Origin of the sequence: Streptomyces sp. W16 (assembly GCF_033194735.1) — a bacterium.
GTDB lineage: Bacteria > Actinomycetota > Actinomycetes > Streptomycetales > Streptomycetaceae > Streptomyces.
The window spans coordinates 1-17,137 of record NZ_JAWOAI010000192.1; the positions used below are offsets into that span (position 1 = coordinate 1).

At 70.5% G+C, this 17,137-nt stretch carries 15 protein-coding genes, 3 tRNA genes and 1 pseudogene; 9 read left to right on the forward strand and 10 right to left on the reverse strand.

Annotated elements, in window-relative coordinates:
- From R6V09_RS24800 to R6V09_RS24810, 3 genes and pseudogenes are all read left to right on the forward strand, one after another.
- Window positions 1–881 (forward strand): annotated as a pseudogene (locus tag R6V09_RS24800) (hypothetical protein); the annotation flags it as partial.
- A gap of 200 nt (window positions 882–1,081) precedes the next feature.
- Entirely contained in the window at window positions 1,082–2,596 is a 1,515-nt protein-coding gene (locus R6V09_RS24805; protein WP_317883635.1) for a N,N-dimethylformamidase beta subunit family domain-containing protein, read from the forward strand.
- Between the two features lie 69 nt (window positions 2,597–2,665).
- Window positions 2,666–3,565 carry a phosphoribosylaminoimidazolesuccinocarboxamide synthase gene (locus R6V09_RS24810; RefSeq protein WP_317883636.1) on the forward strand — a complete coding sequence of 300 codons (900 nt, stop codon included), beginning with the start codon at window positions 2,666–2,668 and terminating at the stop codon, window positions 3,563–3,565.
- A gap of 46 nt (window positions 3,566–3,611) precedes the next feature.
- Here the strand turns inward: R6V09_RS24810 and R6V09_RS24815 are convergent.
- From R6V09_RS24815 to R6V09_RS24850, 8 genes are all read right to left on the reverse strand, one after another.
- Window positions 3,612–3,684 (reverse strand) — tRNA-Gly (locus R6V09_RS24815).
- A gap of 23 nt (window positions 3,685–3,707) precedes the next feature.
- On the reverse strand, window positions 3,708–4,325 hold the full coding sequence (locus R6V09_RS24820) for a response regulator transcription factor (RefSeq protein WP_317883637.1): 618 nt from the start codon (window positions 4,323–4,325) through the stop codon (window positions 3,708–3,710).
- Window positions 4,322–5,668 (reverse strand): sensor histidine kinase, encoded by a 1,347-nt coding sequence (locus R6V09_RS24825; protein ID WP_317883638.1) that lies wholly within the window; start codon window positions 5,666–5,668, stop codon window positions 4,322–4,324. Before R6V09_RS24825 ends, R6V09_RS24820 begins: the two co-directional genes overlap by 4 nt.
- The gene (locus R6V09_RS24830) at window positions 5,641–6,456 is read right to left on the reverse strand and encodes an ABC transporter permease (protein ID WP_317883639.1); all 816 of its coding nucleotides are present in this window, start codon (window positions 6,454–6,456) and stop codon (window positions 5,641–5,643) included. The genes R6V09_RS24825 and R6V09_RS24830 overlap by 28 nt, the downstream gene beginning before the upstream one ends.
- The gene (locus tag R6V09_RS24835) at window positions 6,453–7,409 is read right to left on the reverse strand and encodes an ABC transporter ATP-binding protein (RefSeq protein WP_317883640.1); all 957 of its coding nucleotides are present in this window, start codon (window positions 7,407–7,409) and stop codon (window positions 6,453–6,455) included. The genes R6V09_RS24830 and R6V09_RS24835 overlap by 4 nt, the downstream gene beginning before the upstream one ends.
- Before the next feature lie 128 nt (window positions 7,410–7,537).
- Window positions 7,538–7,610: transfer RNA gene (locus R6V09_RS24840), tRNA-Gly, on the reverse strand.
- A 79-nt stretch (window positions 7,611–7,689) separates the two neighbouring features.
- A tRNA-Gly gene (locus R6V09_RS24845) sits at window positions 7,690–7,761 on the reverse strand.
- A gap of 148 nt (window positions 7,762–7,909) precedes the next feature.
- Window positions 7,910–8,227, reverse strand: coding sequence for a histone-like nucleoid-structuring protein Lsr2 (locus R6V09_RS24850; RefSeq protein ID WP_019073805.1), 318 nt, complete (start codon window positions 8,225–8,227; stop codon window positions 7,910–7,912).
- 382 nt (window positions 8,228–8,609) lie between these two features.
- On the opposite strand from R6V09_RS24850, the gene purS reads away from it, so the two are divergent.
- From purS to R6V09_RS24870, 4 genes are all read left to right on the forward strand, one after another.
- A complete protein-coding gene (purS, locus tag R6V09_RS24855; protein ID WP_015659417.1) occupies window positions 8,610–8,873 on the forward strand; it encodes a phosphoribosylformylglycinamidine synthase subunit PurS in 264 nt (87 codons plus the stop codon).
- Window positions 8,870–9,550: a phosphoribosylformylglycinamidine synthase subunit PurQ gene (gene purQ / locus R6V09_RS24860; RefSeq protein ID WP_317883641.1), complete on the forward strand. Its 681-nt coding sequence runs from the start codon at window positions 8,870–8,872 to the stop codon at window positions 9,548–9,550. Before purS ends, purQ begins: the two co-directional genes overlap by 4 nt.
- A complete protein-coding gene (gene purL / locus R6V09_RS24865; protein WP_317883642.1) occupies window positions 9,547–11,805 on the forward strand; it encodes a phosphoribosylformylglycinamidine synthase subunit PurL in 2,259 nt (752 codons plus the stop codon). The genes purQ and purL overlap by 4 nt, the downstream gene beginning before the upstream one ends.
- A gap of 170 nt (window positions 11,806–11,975) precedes the next feature.
- Window positions 11,976–13,313, forward strand: coding sequence for a hypothetical protein (locus R6V09_RS24870; RefSeq protein ID WP_317883643.1), 1,338 nt, complete (start codon window positions 11,976–11,978; stop codon window positions 13,311–13,313).
- 13 nt (window positions 13,314–13,326) lie between these two features.
- Here R6V09_RS24870 and R6V09_RS24875 read toward each other — a convergent pair whose 3' ends face one another.
- Together R6V09_RS24875 and R6V09_RS24880 are read right to left on the reverse strand one after the other, a co-directional pair.
- Window positions 13,327–14,463 carry an FAD-dependent oxidoreductase gene (locus R6V09_RS24875; protein WP_317883644.1) on the reverse strand — a complete coding sequence of 379 codons (1,137 nt, stop codon included), beginning with the start codon at window positions 14,461–14,463 and terminating at the stop codon, window positions 13,327–13,329.
- Complete coding sequence (locus R6V09_RS24880) at window positions 14,460–16,085, reverse strand: MFS transporter (RefSeq protein ID WP_317883645.1); 1,626 nt, start codon at window positions 16,083–16,085, stop codon at window positions 14,460–14,462. The genes R6V09_RS24875 and R6V09_RS24880 overlap by 4 nt, the downstream gene beginning before the upstream one ends.
- A 79-nt stretch (window positions 16,086–16,164) precedes the next feature.
- Between R6V09_RS24880 and R6V09_RS24885 the strand changes: the two genes are divergently transcribed.
- Both R6V09_RS24885 and R6V09_RS24890 read left to right on the forward strand, forming a co-directional pair.
- Window positions 16,165–16,806: a TetR/AcrR family transcriptional regulator gene (locus tag R6V09_RS24885; RefSeq protein WP_317883646.1), complete on the forward strand. Its 642-nt coding sequence runs from the start codon at window positions 16,165–16,167 to the stop codon at window positions 16,804–16,806.
- Between the two features lie 114 nt (window positions 16,807–16,920).
- The coding region (locus tag R6V09_RS24890) for a maleylpyruvate isomerase N-terminal domain-containing protein (RefSeq protein ID WP_317883647.1) at window positions 16,921–17,137 on the forward strand (217 nt) is incomplete at its 3' end.

Genomic DNA, 17,137 nt, shown 5'->3' on the forward strand with positions numbered 1-17,137 from the left:
CCTCCCGGCTCGGCGAGCGCCCCGCCTGTGACCTGCTCGAAGAGCCCGGCACGATCGACGAGGCGACCTCGCTCCTCGCCGCCCGCCTCTTCCACGGCGGCCCGGCCGAGGCCGGTCCCGACTGGGCGCCGGTGGACTGGCAGGAGTACCCGGAGGAGGTCGTCGACCGCACCTGGCGCACCGACGCGGCCCGCCTCCACCGCGTCCTGGACACCCTCGGCGTCCGCCGTTCCCCCGACCCCGTCACCCCGCACCACGACGCCCCGACCCTGGCCCGAGTGGTGGACCACCTGACGGACCCGGCGGCGGAGGGGCGCTACGGCGAGACCGACGACCATGCGGCTGCTGACGCGGACGGTGAGCGGTACGCGACAGAGCCGACCGTCACCACTCCACCCACGGAACCGGACGCCGCCCCTCACTCCCCTGAGCCCTACAAGGCGATGGCGGCCGACGACGACGAGCTCGGCGAAAGCTGCCCGCCGCACAGCGCGGCGCTCGTCGCCGGGCTCACCGCGGAGTTGGCGCGGGAGGAGGCGGCGGCCCCGGCGACCGGTTCGGTCCCGTCCGGGCAGTGGCCCGACTCCGCGCTCTGGGACGACGGCTCGCTGCCCCTCTTCCCGCTCCAACCCCCGCGCACCGGACGGGAGTTGCTCGCCGATCACGTCACGGCGATGGTGTGCTGCGCCGCGATGGACACGGCCGGCGCGACCCCCGGCCTCGACTGGCTCGACGGCCCCACCCTGCTTGTCAACGGCGCGAGAGCGGCCGACCTCGCCCCAAGGGTCCTCAGCCTCGTGGAGGACGGCGACCCGGCCCCGCTGCGGGCGTGGCTGATCGACCTGGGCATACGCCCGGAGAAGCCGGTACGCCTCGTCTGACGTCGCGCCCCCTCGACGCCCCACCCGCATCGGAATCCAGGGCTCCACTTTTGGTCAATTCGCAACGACCAGTGACAGAGTGAGTGCTTAATGTGATGTGCTGGGGCCGATCCCGTACGCCGTCCCGTCTCTGGCAAAGGCTTACGGCATACGACAGTTGGACGAAGAACCAGCACGGGGGCACCAGGGAGGGGAGCGACATGGGGTCGGAGCAGATCCGCCGCTGGGAGTCGGGAGCGCTGGCGCACGCCGTGACGGACCCCTTCGGACAGGGCCCCGTCCCCTGGCTCCGCGGCAGCGAGACCTACTTCGACGACACCGGCCACGTGGTCCCTTGGTACGTGGACCCGACCCCCGCCCTCACTCCCGCCCGCACCCCCGGCGGAAACGCCCCCAGGCTCCCCGCCCCGCGCGCGTCCGGGGGCGGCGGCCCGCGCTCCGCCGACGACGTGCGCCGGCAGATCAAGGGGTTCACCTCCGCGAGCGCGGTCGCACCCGGCGAGGCCCTCGACTTCCATGTCACGGTCGACCCGCCCCAGGAGTTCGGCGTCGACATCTACCGCATCGGCCACTACGGCGGTGACGGCGCCGCCAAGATCACCACCAGTCCCCGTCTCTCGGGCATCGTCCAGCCCCCGCCGCTCACCGCCGACCGCACGGTCTCCTGCCATCACTGGTGGCTGTCCTGGCGGCTGCAGATCCCGAGCTACTGGAGCATCGGCGCCTACGTCGCCGTCCTCACCACCGCCGACGGCTACCGCTCCCACATCCCGTTCACGGTCCGCGACAGGCACCCCGCCGACCTGCTCCTCCTGCTGCCGGACATCACCTGGCAGGCGTACAACCTCTACCCGGAGGACGGCCACACCGGCGCGAGCCTCTACCACGCCTGGGACGACGACGGCCGGCTGCTCGGCGAGTCCGAGGCCGCGACGACGGTCTCCTTCGACCGCCCGTACGCGGGCGCGGGCCTCCCCCTGCACGTGGGCCACGCCTACGACTTCATCCGCTGGGCCGAGCGCTACGGCTACGACCTCGCCTACGCCGACGCCCGCGATCTGCACGCGGGCCATGTCGACCCCACCCGTTACCGGGGGTTGGTCTTCCCGGGCCACGACGAGTACTGGTCGACCCCCATGCGCCGTACCGTCGAACTGGCCCGCGAGCACGGCACGTCACTCGTCTTCCTCTCCGCCAACACCATGTACTGGCAAGTCGAGTTGGCGCCCTCCCCGTCCGGTGTCCCCGACCGGCTGCTCACCTGCCGCAAGCGCCGGGGCCCGGGCCGCCCGGTGCTGTGGCGCGAAGTCGACCGCCCCGAGCAGCAGTTGGTGGGTATCCAGTACGCGGGACGGGTGCCCGAGCCGCACCCCCTGATCGTCCGTAACGCCGACCACTGGCTGTGGGAGGCGACCGGTGCCGGCGAGGGCGACGGGATCGAGGGCCTGGTCGCGGGCGAGGCGGACCGTTACTTCCCACGCACCCAGCTCCCCCCGCACGAGGAGCGCATCCTGCTCGCACACTCCCCGTACACGGACGGCGAGGGCGCCCTCCGCCACCAGGAGACCTCCCTGTACCGGGCGCCGTCCGGCTCCCTGGTCTTCGCCTCCGGCACCTTCGCCTGGTCACCGGCCCTGGACCGCCCCGGCCATGTCGACGCCCGCGTCCAGCGCGCCACGGCCAACCTCCTGGACCGCATCTGCAAGCACGACTGACCCCGTGACCGGAGGGCAGCCCCGCATACGGGACAATCGAGCCAGTTGGAGAGACCCACTGGAGGAACCGTGTCCGGATTCGTAGAAAAGCCCGAGCCGCTCCAGGTCCCGGGCCTGACGCACCTCCACACCGGCAAGGTGCGCGAGCTGTACCAGAACGAGGCGGGCGAGCTCGTGATGGTCGCCAGCGACCGCATGTCCGCGTACGACTGGGTGCTGCCCACCGAGATCCCGGACAAGGGCCGCGTCCTCACGCAACTCTCCCTCTGGTGGTTCGACCAGCTCGCCGACCTGATCCCCAACCACGTCCTCGGCACCGAACTCCCGCCCGGCGCCCCCGCCGACTGGGCGGGCCGCACCCTCATCTGCAAGTCACTCCGGATGGTCCCGGTGGAGTGCGTGGCCCGCGGCTACCTCACCGGCTCAGGCCTGGTGGAGTACAACGCGTCCCGCACGGTCTGCGGCCTCGCCCTCCCCGAGGGCCTGGTCGACGGCAGCGAACTCCCCGCGCCGATCTTCACCCCGGCCACCAAGGCCGCCGTAGGAGAGCACGACGAGAACGTGTCGTACGAGGAGGTCGCCCGGCAGGTCGGCGCGGACACCGCCGCGCAGCTGCGGCAGGCGACCCTCGCGGTCTACGGCCGCGCCCGGGACATCGCGCGTGACCGGGGCATCATCCTCGCGGACACGAAGTTCGAGTTCGGCTTCGAGGGCGAGACGCTGATCGCCGCCGACGAGGTCCTCACCCCGGACTCGTCCCGCTTCTGGCCGGCCGAGACCTGGGAGCCGGGGCACGCGCAGCCGTCGTACGACAAGCAGTTCGTGCGCGACTGGCTGACCGGGCCGGAGTCCGGCTGGGACCGCAAGAGCGAGCAGCCGCCGCCGGCACTTCCGCAGCAGGTCGTGGACGCGACCCGCGCGAAGTACATCGAGGCGTACGAGCGCCTCACGGGCCTGAACTGGGCCTAGAGGGCATGAAAAACCCCGGTCCACCCGGACCGGGGTTTCTACTTTGAGCGGACGACCAGGTTCGAACTGGCGACCTCAACCTTGGCAAGGTTGCGCTCTACCAACTGAGCTACGTCCGCGCTGCGCCGTGGCGCGAGAGCAACTATACCCAACCTCGCTCGCGTGCGAGACGCACTGCCGTATGCCGGTTCTCCGCACCGAGCTTCGAGACGGCCGAGGAGAGGTAGTTCCGTACGGTGCCCTGCGAGAGCGCGGCCCGTTCGGCGATCTCCGCGACCGGCGCCCCGTCGGCGGCCAGTTCCAGGACCTCGGCCTCACGCGCGGTCAGTGGCGAGTCCCCGGCGGAGATGGCGTCGGCGGCCAACTCCGGGTCGACGTACCGCTGTCCTGCATGCACCGTGCGGATGATCTCCGCGAGCCGCTGCGCGCTGACCGTCTTCGGGACGAACCCCCGCACACCCGCCGCGAGCGCCCGCTTCAGATGGCCGGGCCTGCCGTGTCCGGTCACGATCAGGACCTGGCAGTCGGGCAGTTCGGTGCGCAGGGATGTGGCGACCTTCACACCGTCCGCCCCCGGCATCTGCAGATCCAGTACGGCGACATCGGGCCGGTGCGCCCGCGCCATGGCCAGCGCCTCGGGCCCGGTCGCCGCCTCCGCGACCACCAGCAGATCGTCCTCAAGCCCGAGCAGCGCGGCCAGCGCCCCCCGGATCAGATGCTCGTCATCGGCGAGCAGCAGCCGTACGACGGCGGTGGTCACGACGCGACACCCCCTGCCACCGCGGGCAGCGGCACGGTCGCCACCACCCGGAAACGCTCGCCGTCCACGGACCCCGCCTCCAGTTCGCCGCCCACCGCGGTCAACCTCTCCCGCAGCCCCACGAGCCCCGCCCCACCGCCGGTACCCCCGTCGACCGTCTTGGCCCCGTCGTTCTCCACTGTCAGCACCACACTCCCCGCCGCCACCCGGACCGCGACCGCGCAGCGCCCCGCGTTGCCGTGCCGCAGTACGTTGGTCGTCGCCTCGCGTACCACCCAGCCGAGCGCCGACTGCACCTCGGCCGGCAGCCCCGCCGCCTCCCCGGTCACCTCGCACTCGATGCCCGCAGCGGTCAACACGCCCTGCGCACCGGCCAGTTCGACATCGAGTGCGGCCTCGCGATAGCCCCGTACGACATCCCGTACCTCCCGTTGCGACTCCCGCGCGATCCGCTGCACCTCGATCATCTGCTCCACGGCCTCGGCCCGCCCGCGCCGCGCCAGCTGCACGGCCAGTTCGCTCTTCAGCGCGATCACCGACAGGTTGCGGCCCATCACGTCGTGCAGGTCGCGCCCGAACCGCAGCCGTTCCTCGGCGACGGCGAGCCGGGCCCGGGTCTCGCGGGCCTCGTCGAGTTCGTAGACGGCGTCGAGGAGCCACACGGAGAAGGCGGCGGTGAAGGCGAGGCCGCCGGCGGTGAAGAGGACGGCGAGCCCAGTACCGAGCGTGGCGCCTGCGGTCGAGCCGAGCGCGAACTGCGCGAACAGCGCACCGGCCACGCACCCCGCCACGACGTTCAGGACCTGCCGCCGTCCGCGCAGGCCGAGCGTCAACGTGCCGGCGCCGAAGCCCAGCACCCCCACGAAGACCGTGCTCGCGGCGGCCCGCAGATCCTCACCGCCGGACCCCCGCTCCCGGAGCACGAGCGCGACGGCGGCGATCAGCGCGGTGACCGCACCGAGCGCCCACAGCAGTCGTACGGGCTGCTCCCGCCGACCGCGTGTCCAGTCGAGGGCCTGCGCGGAGACCCGGGAACACAGCACGGCGTGCCCGGCCACGGCCACCGCCAGCCGGCTCGCGGTTCCGGCGCCGGTCTGGGCGAAGGCCGGCAGCCCGACCGCCGTCGCTTCGATCAGCGCGAAGAAGTGGAACGACCACCGGGTGTACGCCTCGACCTTCCCGGGCGTGCTCTTCCGCCCCCACCAGCCGCCCGAGCCGCCTATGCCGCCCGAGCCGCCCGTGTCATCGGAGCCGCCCGTGTCGGCCGTGTCGCCCGCGCCTCCTGGTGTCCGCATGATCCGGTGCTCTCCGTAGGTCAGCGCCGCGGTTCCCAGCGGAACCACCGCCGTACAGCAAACACCGCGACGACGGTCCAGGCCACCGCCGTCGCGAGCGCGCCCAGGGTGGCGCTCGTGGACAGGCCGCCGGTCCAGCCGCCGCTGATCAGCCGGATCGCGGGGGAGAGCGGGAGGAATTCGCAGACCCTGGCCATCCGGTCGGGCAGCAGCTGGTCCGGGATGATGATCCCGGAGCCGAGCATGGACAGGAACAGCACGGGCAGCGCGGTCACCTGCGCGCTCTCCGCCGTCCTGGTGAAACTCGCCGTGACGGCCGCGAGACCGACGCACAGGGCGAGCCCGAACAGCAGCCCCAGGAGGGCGAGTTGGGGCGCCCTGGGGGCCCCGGCGTCGAGCAGCAGCGCGCAGGCCGCGGCCAGCAGCAGGGACTGCACGAACCCGAGGCACACCGACGGGAGCGCGGTACCGGCGAGGATCTCGGAGTCGCCGAGCTCGCCGGTGCGCAGCCGCTTGAGGACCAGTTCCTCGCGGCGCGCGACGAAGGCGCTCACCAGTGCCGAGTACACGGCGAAGAGCAGCGAGAAGCCGATCGCGGCGGTCAGCATCACCGCGCCGACCGACAGTCCCTCCCCCTTCAGATCCATCTGGTCGACCGCGGGCCGCACGCTGAACGGCAGCGCGAGCGGCACGAGCAACGCCGTGACCACCACGTTCCGGTTCCGCCCGAGCAGCGTCAGCTCGGCCCGTGCCAGCGCCCGCAGCCGCCCGGCCGGAGTCGTCGTCGGCCGGCTCGTCCAGCCGCGCCCGGCCGGGGTCGTCGTCACCGTGCTCATGCCACCGCCGCCTTCGCGCGGGCCGCGCCCGCTTCCCTGGCGATCCCGAGGAACGCCTCCTCCAGCGACGCCGAGCGCACATCCAGCCGTCGCAACTCGATCCGTGCCCGCTCGGCCCACACCAACAGCCCGGTGGCCGCCCGCTGCAGCTCATGCGTCTCCAGCCGTACGACCCTCCCGGCCACCTCGTGCCCGACGACCCCCAGTTCCGCGAGCGGCGGCAGATCGCCCACGAAGTACCCGGCGGGCAGTTCGAAGGAGATCCGCGAGGGCCGCCCCGCCGTCACCTCGGCCGGAGTCCCGGTGACCGCGATCCGTCCGTCGTGCAGGATCGCCAGCCGGTCGGCGAGGCCCTCGGCCTCCTCCAGGTAGTGCGTGGTCAGCAGCACGGTCGTACCGCCGTCGCGCAGCGCCCGCACCAACTCCCAGGTGTCGCGGCGCCCTTCGGCGTCGAGGCCGGTGGTCGGTTCGTCGAGGAACAGCACCTCGGGCTCCCCGAGCAGCGCGAGCGCGAGATCGAGCCGCCGCCGTTCACCCCCGGACAACTGCTTCACCCGTACGGCCGCCCGCTGCTCCAGCCCGACCAGCGCGAGCGCCTCCGGCACCGGCCGTGCCCCGCTCGTGCAGCCGGCCCACATCCGCGTGGTCTCGGCGACGGTCAGCTCGGACGGGAAGCCGCCCTCCTGCAGCATCACCCCGGTCCGCGGCCGTACGGCGGCCCGCTCGGTGTGGGGATCGTGGCCGAGGACGCGCACCCTGCCGCCGGACGGCGCCGCGAGGCCCTCCAGCACTTCGACGGTCGAGGTCTTGCCGGCGCCGTTGGTGCCAAGGAGCGCGAAGACCTCTCCGCGCCGCACGGAGAATGTGATCCCCCGCATAGCCTCGAACCCGCCCCCGTACACACGGCGTAGGTCGGTGACCTCAATCACGTGTTCGTGTTCGTTGGTGTCCATGACTTCAGCGTCCCGGCGGTGGGGGCGCGGCAGCAGTGCGCGCTGTCATCACTCGGCATGACAAATGTCAGACGGGAGTCGAGGCACACGAAAAGACCCCGGTCCAGTGGACCGGGGTCTTGTTCCCGAGCGGACGACCAGGTTCGAACTGGCGACCTCAACCTTGGCAAGGTTGCGCTCTACCAACTGAGCTACGTCCGCATTGCCTCCGACCAGCTCTCACTGATCGGCGCGAGCATCAGCCTACCCGATCCACGAAGTGGTCCGGACGGTGATGCAGAGCGGGTGACAGGGATCGCACACTGCGCCTTCCCCCTGGAAGGAGGATGTTCTGCTACTGAACTACACCCGCATGTACTCCGTGAGCTGGGCCTTTCGGCCTCGCCCCTCGGCGTGCTCCGAACTCTAGCTGACCAGGAGGGGTGCAGCGCAAGTCGGTTCCCCCGAGGGCCCGGTGACCCGCCGTCGGCCCCCGGGCAGGCCCAGCTCTTCGGAGCTTCCTACTGCGCGGCGGCGAACGCCTCGTAGACCTTCTTGGGGATGCGTCCGCGGGCCGGTACGTCCATCTTGTTCGCCTGTGCCCAGGCGCGGACCGCCGCCGGGTCGGGGGCCACCTCGGTCTGGCGGTAGGCCTTGCCCGACCTCGACCGCTTGCGACCTGCGTCCACGTACGGCGCGAGCGCCTTACGCAGTTTCTTGGCATTGGCTTGATTCAGGTCGATCTCGTACGACTTGCCGTCGAGTCCGAAGGCGATCGTCTCCGCCGCTTCCGAGCCGTCGATGTCGTCAAAGAGAGTGACCACGACCTTCTGCGCCACGAATATCGGTCCCTTCGTGCGACACCTGAAACCGCACTATCCGCGAGGGCGCACGGAGACGCCACGGAGGTGCGGAGATGTCGACTGTCCGCCTGTTAATGGGCAAAGTATCGGCTATTGCCAATTCATTTGTACAGTGCCCGGCAATGCAATGTGAAGCCCGACTAAATCTTCCCGCGTGTCTCCGCGCAATAGTGAACAGGGATCGATCCGGGATCTTTCCCTGAACTTTTCGTGAAGACCCCCACCCGACACCGGATCGTGATGGTCCTCACGTAGATTCCTACAACTCTACTCGCGTAGAAATTTTGTGCAGGTAGTCTGAAGTCACCTGTCGAAGACCCGCAGGAACCTGCTCAGCACCACAACACCGGGAGTGCCAGTGGCACGCGTCGTAGTCGACGTCATGCTCAAGCCGGAGATCCTCGACCCCCAGGGCCAGGCGGTCCAGCGTGCGCTGCCACGCCTGGGTTTCGAAGGCATCTCCGACGTACGTCAGGGAAAGCGATTCGAACTGGAAGTTGACGGACCGGTCGACGAGGCCGCGCTCGCCCGCATCCACGATCTTGCGGAATCCTTCCTCGCCAACACCGTGATCGAGGACTTCACCGTCAAGGTGGAGGAAGTCGCGGAGGCCGCGAAGTGACCGCTCGTATTGGCGTCGTCACTTTCCCGGGCAGCCTCGACGACCGCGACACCCAGCGCGCGATCCGCCTCGCCGGCGCCGAACCGGTCGCCCTCTGGCACAAGGACAAGAACCTCCACCAGGTCGACGCGGTCGTCCTCCCGGGCGGTTTTTCCTACGGCGACTATCTGCGCGCGGGTGCCATCTCCCGCTTCTCGCCGGTGATGGAGACGGTCATCGAGCAGGCGAAGTCGGGACTCCCCGTCCTCGGTATCTGCAACGGCTTCCAGATCCTCACCGAGGCGCACCTCCTCCCCGGCGCGATGCTCGGCAACAACCACCTGCACTTCATCTGCCGTGACCAGAAACTGCGGGTGGAGAACGCGGACACCGCCTGGACCGGCGACTACACCGCCGGCCAGGAGATCCACATCCCGCTGAAGAACATGGACGGCCGCTACGTCGCCGACGAGCACACGCTCGACGAGCTGGAGGCCGAGGGCCGGGTCGTCTTCCGCTACCTGGACGTGAATCCGAACGGCTCGCTGCGCGACATCGCCGGCATCACGAACGCCGCCGGGAACGTCGTAGGCCTCATGCCGCACCCCGAGCACGCGGTCGAGCCGCTGATCGGGTCCGGCCGCACCGACGGCCTTCCCTTCTTCACCTCGATCCTCAAGAAGCTGGTCAACGCATGAGCCGGACGCCTCTGGACACGGTCGAGCACGCGGCCGAGACCCCCGACGTCGAGCTGCCCTGGGCCGAACTCGGCCTGAAGAAGGACGAGTACGAGAAGGTCGTGGAGATCCTCGGCCGCCGGCCCACCGGTGCCGAGCTCGCCATGTACTCGGTCATGTGGTCCGAGCACTGCAGCTACAAGTCCTCCAAGGTCCACCTCCGCCAGTTCGGCGAGAAGGCCCCGCAGAGCGATGCCCTGCTCGTCGGCATCGGCGAGAACGCGGGCGTCGTCGACGTCGGCCAGGGCTACGCGGTCACCTTCAAGGTGGAGTCGCACAACCACCCGTCGTACGTGGAGCCCTACCAGGGCGCGGCCACGGGCGTCGGCGGCATCGTGCGCGACATCATCGCAATGGGTGCCAGGCCGGTAGCCGTGGTCGACCCGCTCCGCTTCGGTGCGGCCGACCACCCCGACACCAAGCGCGTCCTGCCGGGCGTCGTCGCGGGCATCGGCGGCTACGGCAACTGCCTGGGCCTGCCCAACATCGGCGGCGAGGTCGTCTTCGACGCCTGCTACCAGGGCAACCCGCTGGTCAACGCGGGCGCCATCGGCGTCATGCGGCACGAGGACATCCACCTCGCGAAGGCCTCCGGCGCGGGCAACAAGGTCATCCTCTACGGCGCCCGCACGGGCGGCGACGGCATCGGCGGCGCGTCGATCCTGGCGTCCGAGACCTTCGACGACGCGAAGCCGAGCAAGCGCCCCGCCGTCCAGGTGGGCGACCCCTTCCAGGAGAAGCTCCTCATCGAGTGCACGCTTGAGGCCTTCGCCGAGAAGCTGGTCGTCGGCATCCAGGACCTCGGCGCGGCCGGACTCTCCTGCGCCACAAGCGAGTTGGCGTCCAACGGCTCCGGCGGCATGACGGTCACCCTGGACGACGTACCGCTGCGCGACTCCACGCTCTCGCCCGAGGAAATCCTCATGAGCGAGTCGCAGGAGCGGATGTGCGCGGTCGTGGAGCCGTCGAAGGTCGACCGCTTCCTGGAGATCTGCGAGAAGTGGGACGTCATCGCCACGGTCATCGGTGAGGTGACCGACGGCGACCGCCTGGAGATCTTCTGGCACGGCGGCAAGATCGTGGACGTCGACCCGCGCACGGTCGCGCACGACGGCCCGGTCTACGAGCGCCCGTACGCCCGCCCGTCCTGGCAGGACGCGCTCCAGGCGGACGACGCCAACAAGCTTGCCCGGCCCGGGACTTCGGAGGAACTGAAGTCGCAGGTCCTGGCGCTGGTGTCGTCCCCGAACCAGGCGTCCAAGAAGTGGATCACGTCCCAGTACGACCACTTCGTGCAGGGCAACACGGTGCTGGCGCAGCCCGAGGACTCGGGCATGATCCGCATCGACGAGGAGACCGGCCTCGGTGTCGCCATCGCGACGGACGGCAACGGCCGCTACGCGAAGCTGGACCCGTACGCGGGCGCGCAGTTGGCGCTGTCCGAGGCGTACCGGAACGTGGCGACGACGGGTGCCAAGCCCCTCGCGGTGTCCGACTGCCTGAACTTCGGTTCGCCCGAGGACCCGGCGGTGATGTGGCAGTTCGCGGAGGCGATCCGTGGACTGGCCGACGCCTGCCAGCAGTTGGGCACGCCGGTGACGGGCGGCAATGTCTCCCTCTACAACCAGACGGGCGACGTCGCCATCCACCCGACCCCGGTCGTGGCCGTGCTGGGCGTCATCGACGACGTCGCGCGTCGCACGCCGGTCGCCTTCCAGGAGGAGGGCCAGCTGCTCTACCTCCTCGGCGACACCCGCGAGGAGTTCGGCGGGTCGGCCTGGTCGCAGGTCGTCCACGACCACCTCGGCGGACTGCCTCCGAAGGTCGACCTGGAGCGGGAGCGGCTGCTCGCCGAGATCCTGATCTCCGCCTCCCGCGACGGCATGATCGACTCGGCGCACGACCTGTCCGACGGCGGTCTGATCCAGGCGGTCGTGGAATCGGCCCTGTTGGGCGAGAAGGGCGCGCGCCTGATCGTCCCCGACGGTCTCGACGCGTTCACGTTCCTGTTCTCGGAGTCGGCGGGGCGTGCGGTCGTGGCGATCCCTCGCTCGGAGGAACTGCGCTTCAACGACATGTGCGGGGCGCGGGGTCTCCCGGCCACGCGCATCGGCGTCGTCGACGGCGAATCCGTCGAAATCCAGGGCGAGTTCGCGCTGTCCCTGGCGGAGCTGCGCGAGGCGCACGAGGGGACGATCCCGGCGCTGCTGGCGTAGTTCGTCGTATGCCGTCGTAGGAACGCATGCATGTGAAGGCCCTGTCCGGGATCCGGGCAGGGCCTTCGCTCGTGCTAACTTCGACGGTTCGTGGGCGTGGAACGGGGGAGCGGGAACGTGGAAGTACCGGTGGGGACACGCGAGTTCGGCGGCGGCGGCCGGAGGTGCGCGTGAGTTTCGACAGTGAACACACGCCTGAATCCTCCGAGCGTGCCCGGGTGCCCTTTCCGCGCTCCCGCTGGCTGACTCCGGATCGAGGGAGCCGTCGGCGCAACGCCTTCAACCAACTCGTGGCTGTGGCAGCGGTGTTCGGGGTCGGTGCGGGTGGCTGGGGGCTGTGGCTGGAGGCGAGGGACCAGTTCGACCGGTCCGCCAGCCGGGACCGGATCGCGAAGGCCTGCGCCGGACTCGTCGACCCCGACCAGGTGCTGGACCTCAACGGCGGTACGACGAGGGCGCGGGCGGGGAGCGGAGAGGACGACTCGATGGGCGTCCTCGGCAAGGCCTCGCTGCCCACGGAGTGTCAGATCTACCGGGTCGGGAAGCCGGGCACCACGTACGGCCACTTCCTGCTCTCGGTCTGGTCGAACCCGAGCGACGACTTCGCGCAGTTGGTGAGCGGGTGGGACAACCCGTTCGGGTTGTTGGGCAGGGCGGCGAACGCCGACGTCACACGGGAGGCCGAGCAGACGGCGCCGTACCCGATCGGTGACGGGCGGCTCGGTGTGTACTACGGCAACGCGGCCGTCGTGAAGGCCAAGTGCACCGACAAGTCCGGCGGGACGACCTCCATCAACACCATGACCGTGGCCAAGTACTTCGAGAACGCCCCGGTCACGGACGCCGACCGCAGAACGCTTGCCGGGCTGGCCCGCACCGCGGCCGTACGGGCGGCGAAGAAGCTGGGCTGCACGGCCACGCTGCCCGCACTTCCGGCCGAACTGCCCACGCCCAGTGCGAAGTTGGTGAACGCGAAGTCGGCCGGCGGAACATGCGGCTGGTACGCCGGATACATCGCGGCGAAGGGCCGCTGGCGTTTCCCCGACCGCGCCCTGGCCACCCCTGCCGCCCACGCGCAGCAGGAGAGCTGCCTGCTCGGGGTGAGCAACAAGGAGGTGCGCAGGATGTGGCCCGGCCTCGGCGAGGACGAAGCCCACGCCGACACCCTCGACGACGTGCTCCGGGTCGCGCCCTTCTGGCTGCGGACCGATTCCTACTTCGGCGACGAGGCACGCGAGGTCGCGACGGAGCACTACGGCAGGGACCAGGTGTCGTTGAGCCCCGGCACGGCGGGTTACGACCGCAACGACAACGTGTGGTGGGCCTCCTCCACCTGCGCCGGACAGCCGGCCGTCCACACGCTGAGCAGCGACTATCCGTACAACAAGGTCGTCCAGAAGCGGCTCCAGGCCCTCTTCGAGGCGTACGTCACGGATGTCGCCGCCCGCCGCGACTGCACCGGCCTGAAGTTCCCTGCGGCGGCCACGTTCCAGCCGTCCAAGAGCTAGCAGGGTTCGCTTGTCAGGCCTCCTGCTCGGCCCGGGCTTTCTGGCCGAAGAAGGCGAGCAGGTCCTGGGCTACGGCCTCGTTGGTGGCCACGGCCTCGACGGCGGCTGTGGCGCTACGGGGGAACAGTGCCTCCTCGTACGCGGTGAGCGCCTGCTCGATGTCGTCGGGGTACGCGGCGACGGCCAGGGCGAGTTCGGCGCCGTCCTGCATGGCGAGGTTGGCGCCCTCGCCGTCCGGCGGCGCGAGGTGGGCGGCGTCGCCGACCAGGGTCACTCCCGGCACCCGGTCCCAACGGTGCCCGATCGGCAGCGAGTTGAGGGGCCGCAGCACCGGAGCGGTGTCGCTGTCGGTGATCAGGGCGGTGATCTCGGGGGCCCAGCCGTCGAACTCCGCGGCGATCCGTGCGGTGGCCGCGGCGGCATCGGTGAAGTCGATGCGATCGAACCACTCCAGCGGCCTGACCAGCGTCGCATAGGCGTGCAGCGTCTCGCCGCTCTCCCGGTGCGCCCCGATCCACCTCCCCTTCGCGTCCTTGTCGAGCACGAACAGCGATCCGCCGCCGACCGCCTTCGCGGCGGCGGGATGCCGGGTCTCGGCGTCGTACAGATAGGTCTCGACGAAGGTCCGGCCGAAATACTCCGGGGTGGCGTCGGACAGCAGCGGCCGTACGCGGGACCAGGCGCCGTCCGCCCCGACGAGCAGACCGGTGACGACCGTGCCGCCGTCCGCGAAGGTCACCTCGTGCCGGCCCTCGCCGAGCGAGCGCACCCCGCTGACCTTGTGTCCCCACCGCACGGTGCCGGCCGGGAGCGAGTCGAGCAGGATCTGCCGCAGCTCGCCGCGCTGCACCTCGGGGCGGCTGCCCGTGCCGTCGTCGGGCTCGTCGAACAGGACGGTTCCGTCCGGGGCTAGGATGCGGCTCGCCTGGCGGCCCGCCAGGACGATGGCGCGGAACTCGTCCAGCAAGTCGGCTTCTTCCAGGGCGAGTTGGCCGTTGTAGTCGTGGATGTCGAGCATCCCGCCCTGGAGCCGGGCCATCGGTGAGGCCTCCGCCTCGTAGACCGTGGCCGGTATGCCGTGGACGTGCAGGACGCGGGCGAGGGTCAGTCCGCCGAGTCCGGCGCCGATGATCGTGACATGCGTGGTCATGACGATTCCCTGTGTTTGGCGGGCCTGCCGGACGGTCGTCCGGCGGGTTCCCGATCAGATTTCAACGCGGCGCCGACAGCCCGCCGACGCGCTGCCGACACCTCCGACAGACCGCCGATAGGGCGCCCTCCGGCCGGCTCACCCCCGGCGAGTTCGTCACCGGTGACCGAACCGGCCTTGTCCGCCCCGGACTTGGGCAACCGCCAGGCCAGCACCGCGGCCACGCCCATCAACCCGGCCCCTCCCCAGAACACCACCTGCGTCGCGTCCACGAAGGCCTGCACACCCGCCACCCGGGTCGCCCCGGTCAGCCGGGGCAGGGCCGCGATGTCCCCGCCGGGCCCGTGCCCGGCGTAGAAACGGGCCAGTACCGTGCCGAACGCCGCGGTGCCCAGGGCGTTGCCCAAGGTCTGGAAGAAGCGGATCGAGGTCGTGGCCACGCCCAGCTGATGGCGCGGCGCGGAGTCCTGGACCAGCAGGATCAGCTGGCCGGCCAGCTGGCCGAATCCCGCGCCCGCCAGCAGCAGTTCGGCCCGGATCAGCCACAGGGAGGTGTCCGGGCCGGTCGTCGTGGCCAGCAGGGCGAACGCGAGTGCCGTCGTCGCCGTACCGCTGAGCGTGAACGTCCGGGCCGACCAGCCCCGCGCCCTCAGCGGCCCGGTGAGCAGACCCGCCGCCCCCAGTCCCACCGCCAGCGGCACCAGGAAGAGGCCCGCCGAGGAGCTGGCGATGCCCCGCGCGACCTGCAGATAGATCAGGACGTAGTAGATCGCGCACATCATCGCGCCGCCGAGAATCGCCTGCACCGCGAAGCCCAGCCGCAGTTCGCGGACCTTGAACAGGGAGAGCGGCAACACCGGCTCGGGCGCCCGGAGTTGGCGCCAGAGGAACAGGGCGAGCGTCACAGCCGTAGCGAAGCCCAAGCCCACGATCTGCGGTGAAGCCCACCCGTACTTCTTGCCGCCCCAGTCCGTCATCAGGAGCAGCGCGCTGGAGAACCCGGCCGCCAGCCCCGCGCCCAAGTAGTCCAACGGGCGCCGGACATGATGCTCGGGGAGCTTCAGCGCGAAGACGGCCGTGACCAGGACCACCATGCCCACCGGCAGGTTGACGTAGAAGATCCACCGCCAGTTCGTGTGGTCGGCGAGCAGGCCGCCGATCCACGGGCCGACCGCCATCGCGCCGCCGGCCACCAGTCCGCCGGCGTTCGCGCCCCTGCCGGAGTCCTCCTTGCCCGGTCCTTTCAGGTGGGCGATCACGACCATCGTGATGCTCATCAGCCCGCCCCCGCCCAGGCCCTGGAGGGCGCGGGCCGCGATGAGCTGATCCATCGACCGCGCGGCACCGCACAGCGCCGAGCCGAGCAGGAACGTGGCGATCGCCGCGGTGAAGACCCGCTTGGGGCCGTGTACGTCGCAGAGCTTGCCGTAAAGCGGGAGCATCGCCGCCGACGCGAGGGCGTACGCACTGATCAGCCACGGGATCTTGTCGATGCCGTGGGCGGGGTCGAGGTCCCGGACGATCGGGATGGTCGCCGCGGACACGATCTGCAGGTCGAGCAGGGCCAGCACGATCGTGACGAGGCAGACGGCGAAGCCGATTTTTCGCTGGGTCTCGGTCATGGCAACCACCATGAAGGTTCTTCGTGTACCGAGTCAATATTTCATCCGGGAATAAATTTCGCCTTGGTACAGTGAACCCGTGACCGAAGCGATGGGACTGCGTGAGCGCAAGAAGCTGGAGACGGCGAAGCGGATCATCCGGACCGCGATCGACCTCTTCTCCGAGCGCGGTTTCGACGGCGTCTCCGTGCAGGAGATCGCCGACGCGTCCGACGTCTCGAAGATGACGGTCTTCAACTACTTCGGCACCAAGGAAGACCTGGTCTTCTGGCCCATGGAGGAGCACTTCGGCGACGCGGCGCGCGCGGTGCGTGAGCGCGCGGCCGGTGAGTCCGCCGTGGACGCCGTACGACGGCAGTTCCTGGAGATGGTCGCGACCCGCGATCCGGCGGTCGGGCTGCACACCGAACCCTTCGCCCGCCAACTGCGCGAACTCGTCATGGCCACCCCGGTGTTGAAGGAGCGCGCCTTCCTGGCCGCGCAGCGCGGCACCCGGGACATGGCCGCCCACCTCGCCGAGGAGACCGGCGACCTGATGCTCGCCATGGTCGCCGCCGCCATGATCAGCGCCGCCCGCAACGCCCTGATCGAGGAGCACTACCACCGTATCGACGCGGGCGAGCCGGTCACCACGGTCGCCGCCGACGCCCCCGAACGGGCCGAGCGCGCCTTCGCGTTGGTGGAGCACGGGCTCGGCGACTACGGGCGGAAATCGCCGTGAGACCGCCGCGCGACAAGCACCAGGGCCTGTCCGGCGGATCATGCTGCAGGCGCGGGGGCAGGCACTGTCGCTTTCCTGCGACCTGATCCGCGAACAGGCCCTAGGCTCGCCGCCATGCCCACGGCCAAGAAGCGCGCCCGCACCTATGACCCGGCCAGGACCCGCACCGCGGTTCTCGCCCAGTTCGGGAACGTACGAGAGGCGGTGGCGGCCCTCAGTCCCGGGCAGCTCGCGCTGCCTACCCGGCTCGGTGACTGGACCGTGCGGGAGCTCGTCGCGCACATCGGGGCCGCGCTCTCCGCGATCGGCCGCTTCCTCGACCGGCCGGAGC

Bases quoted from the DNA above. Each gene is read 5' to 3' on its own strand.
- R6V09_RS24835 (WP_317883640.1), bottom strand. From the start codon at position 7,409: ATGGACACCAACGAACACGAACACGTGATTGAGGTCACCGACCTACGC.
- R6V09_RS24830 (WP_317883639.1), bottom strand. From the start codon at position 6,456: ATGAGCACGGTGACGACGACCCCGGCCGGGCGCGGCTGGACGAGCCGG.
- R6V09_RS24875 (WP_317883644.1), bottom strand. From the start codon at position 14,463: ATGACCACGCATGTCACGATCATCGGCGCCGGACTCGGCGGACTGACC.
- purL (WP_317883642.1), top strand. From the start codon at position 9,547: ATGAGCCGGACGCCTCTGGACACGGTCGAGCACGCGGCCGAGACCCCC.
- R6V09_RS24805 (WP_317883635.1), top strand. From the start codon at position 1,082: ATGGGGTCGGAGCAGATCCGCCGCTGGGAGTCGGGAGCGCTGGCGCAC.
- R6V09_RS24880 (WP_317883645.1), bottom strand. From the start codon at position 16,085: ATGACCGAGACCCAGCGAAAAATCGGCTTCGCCGTCTGCCTCGTCACG.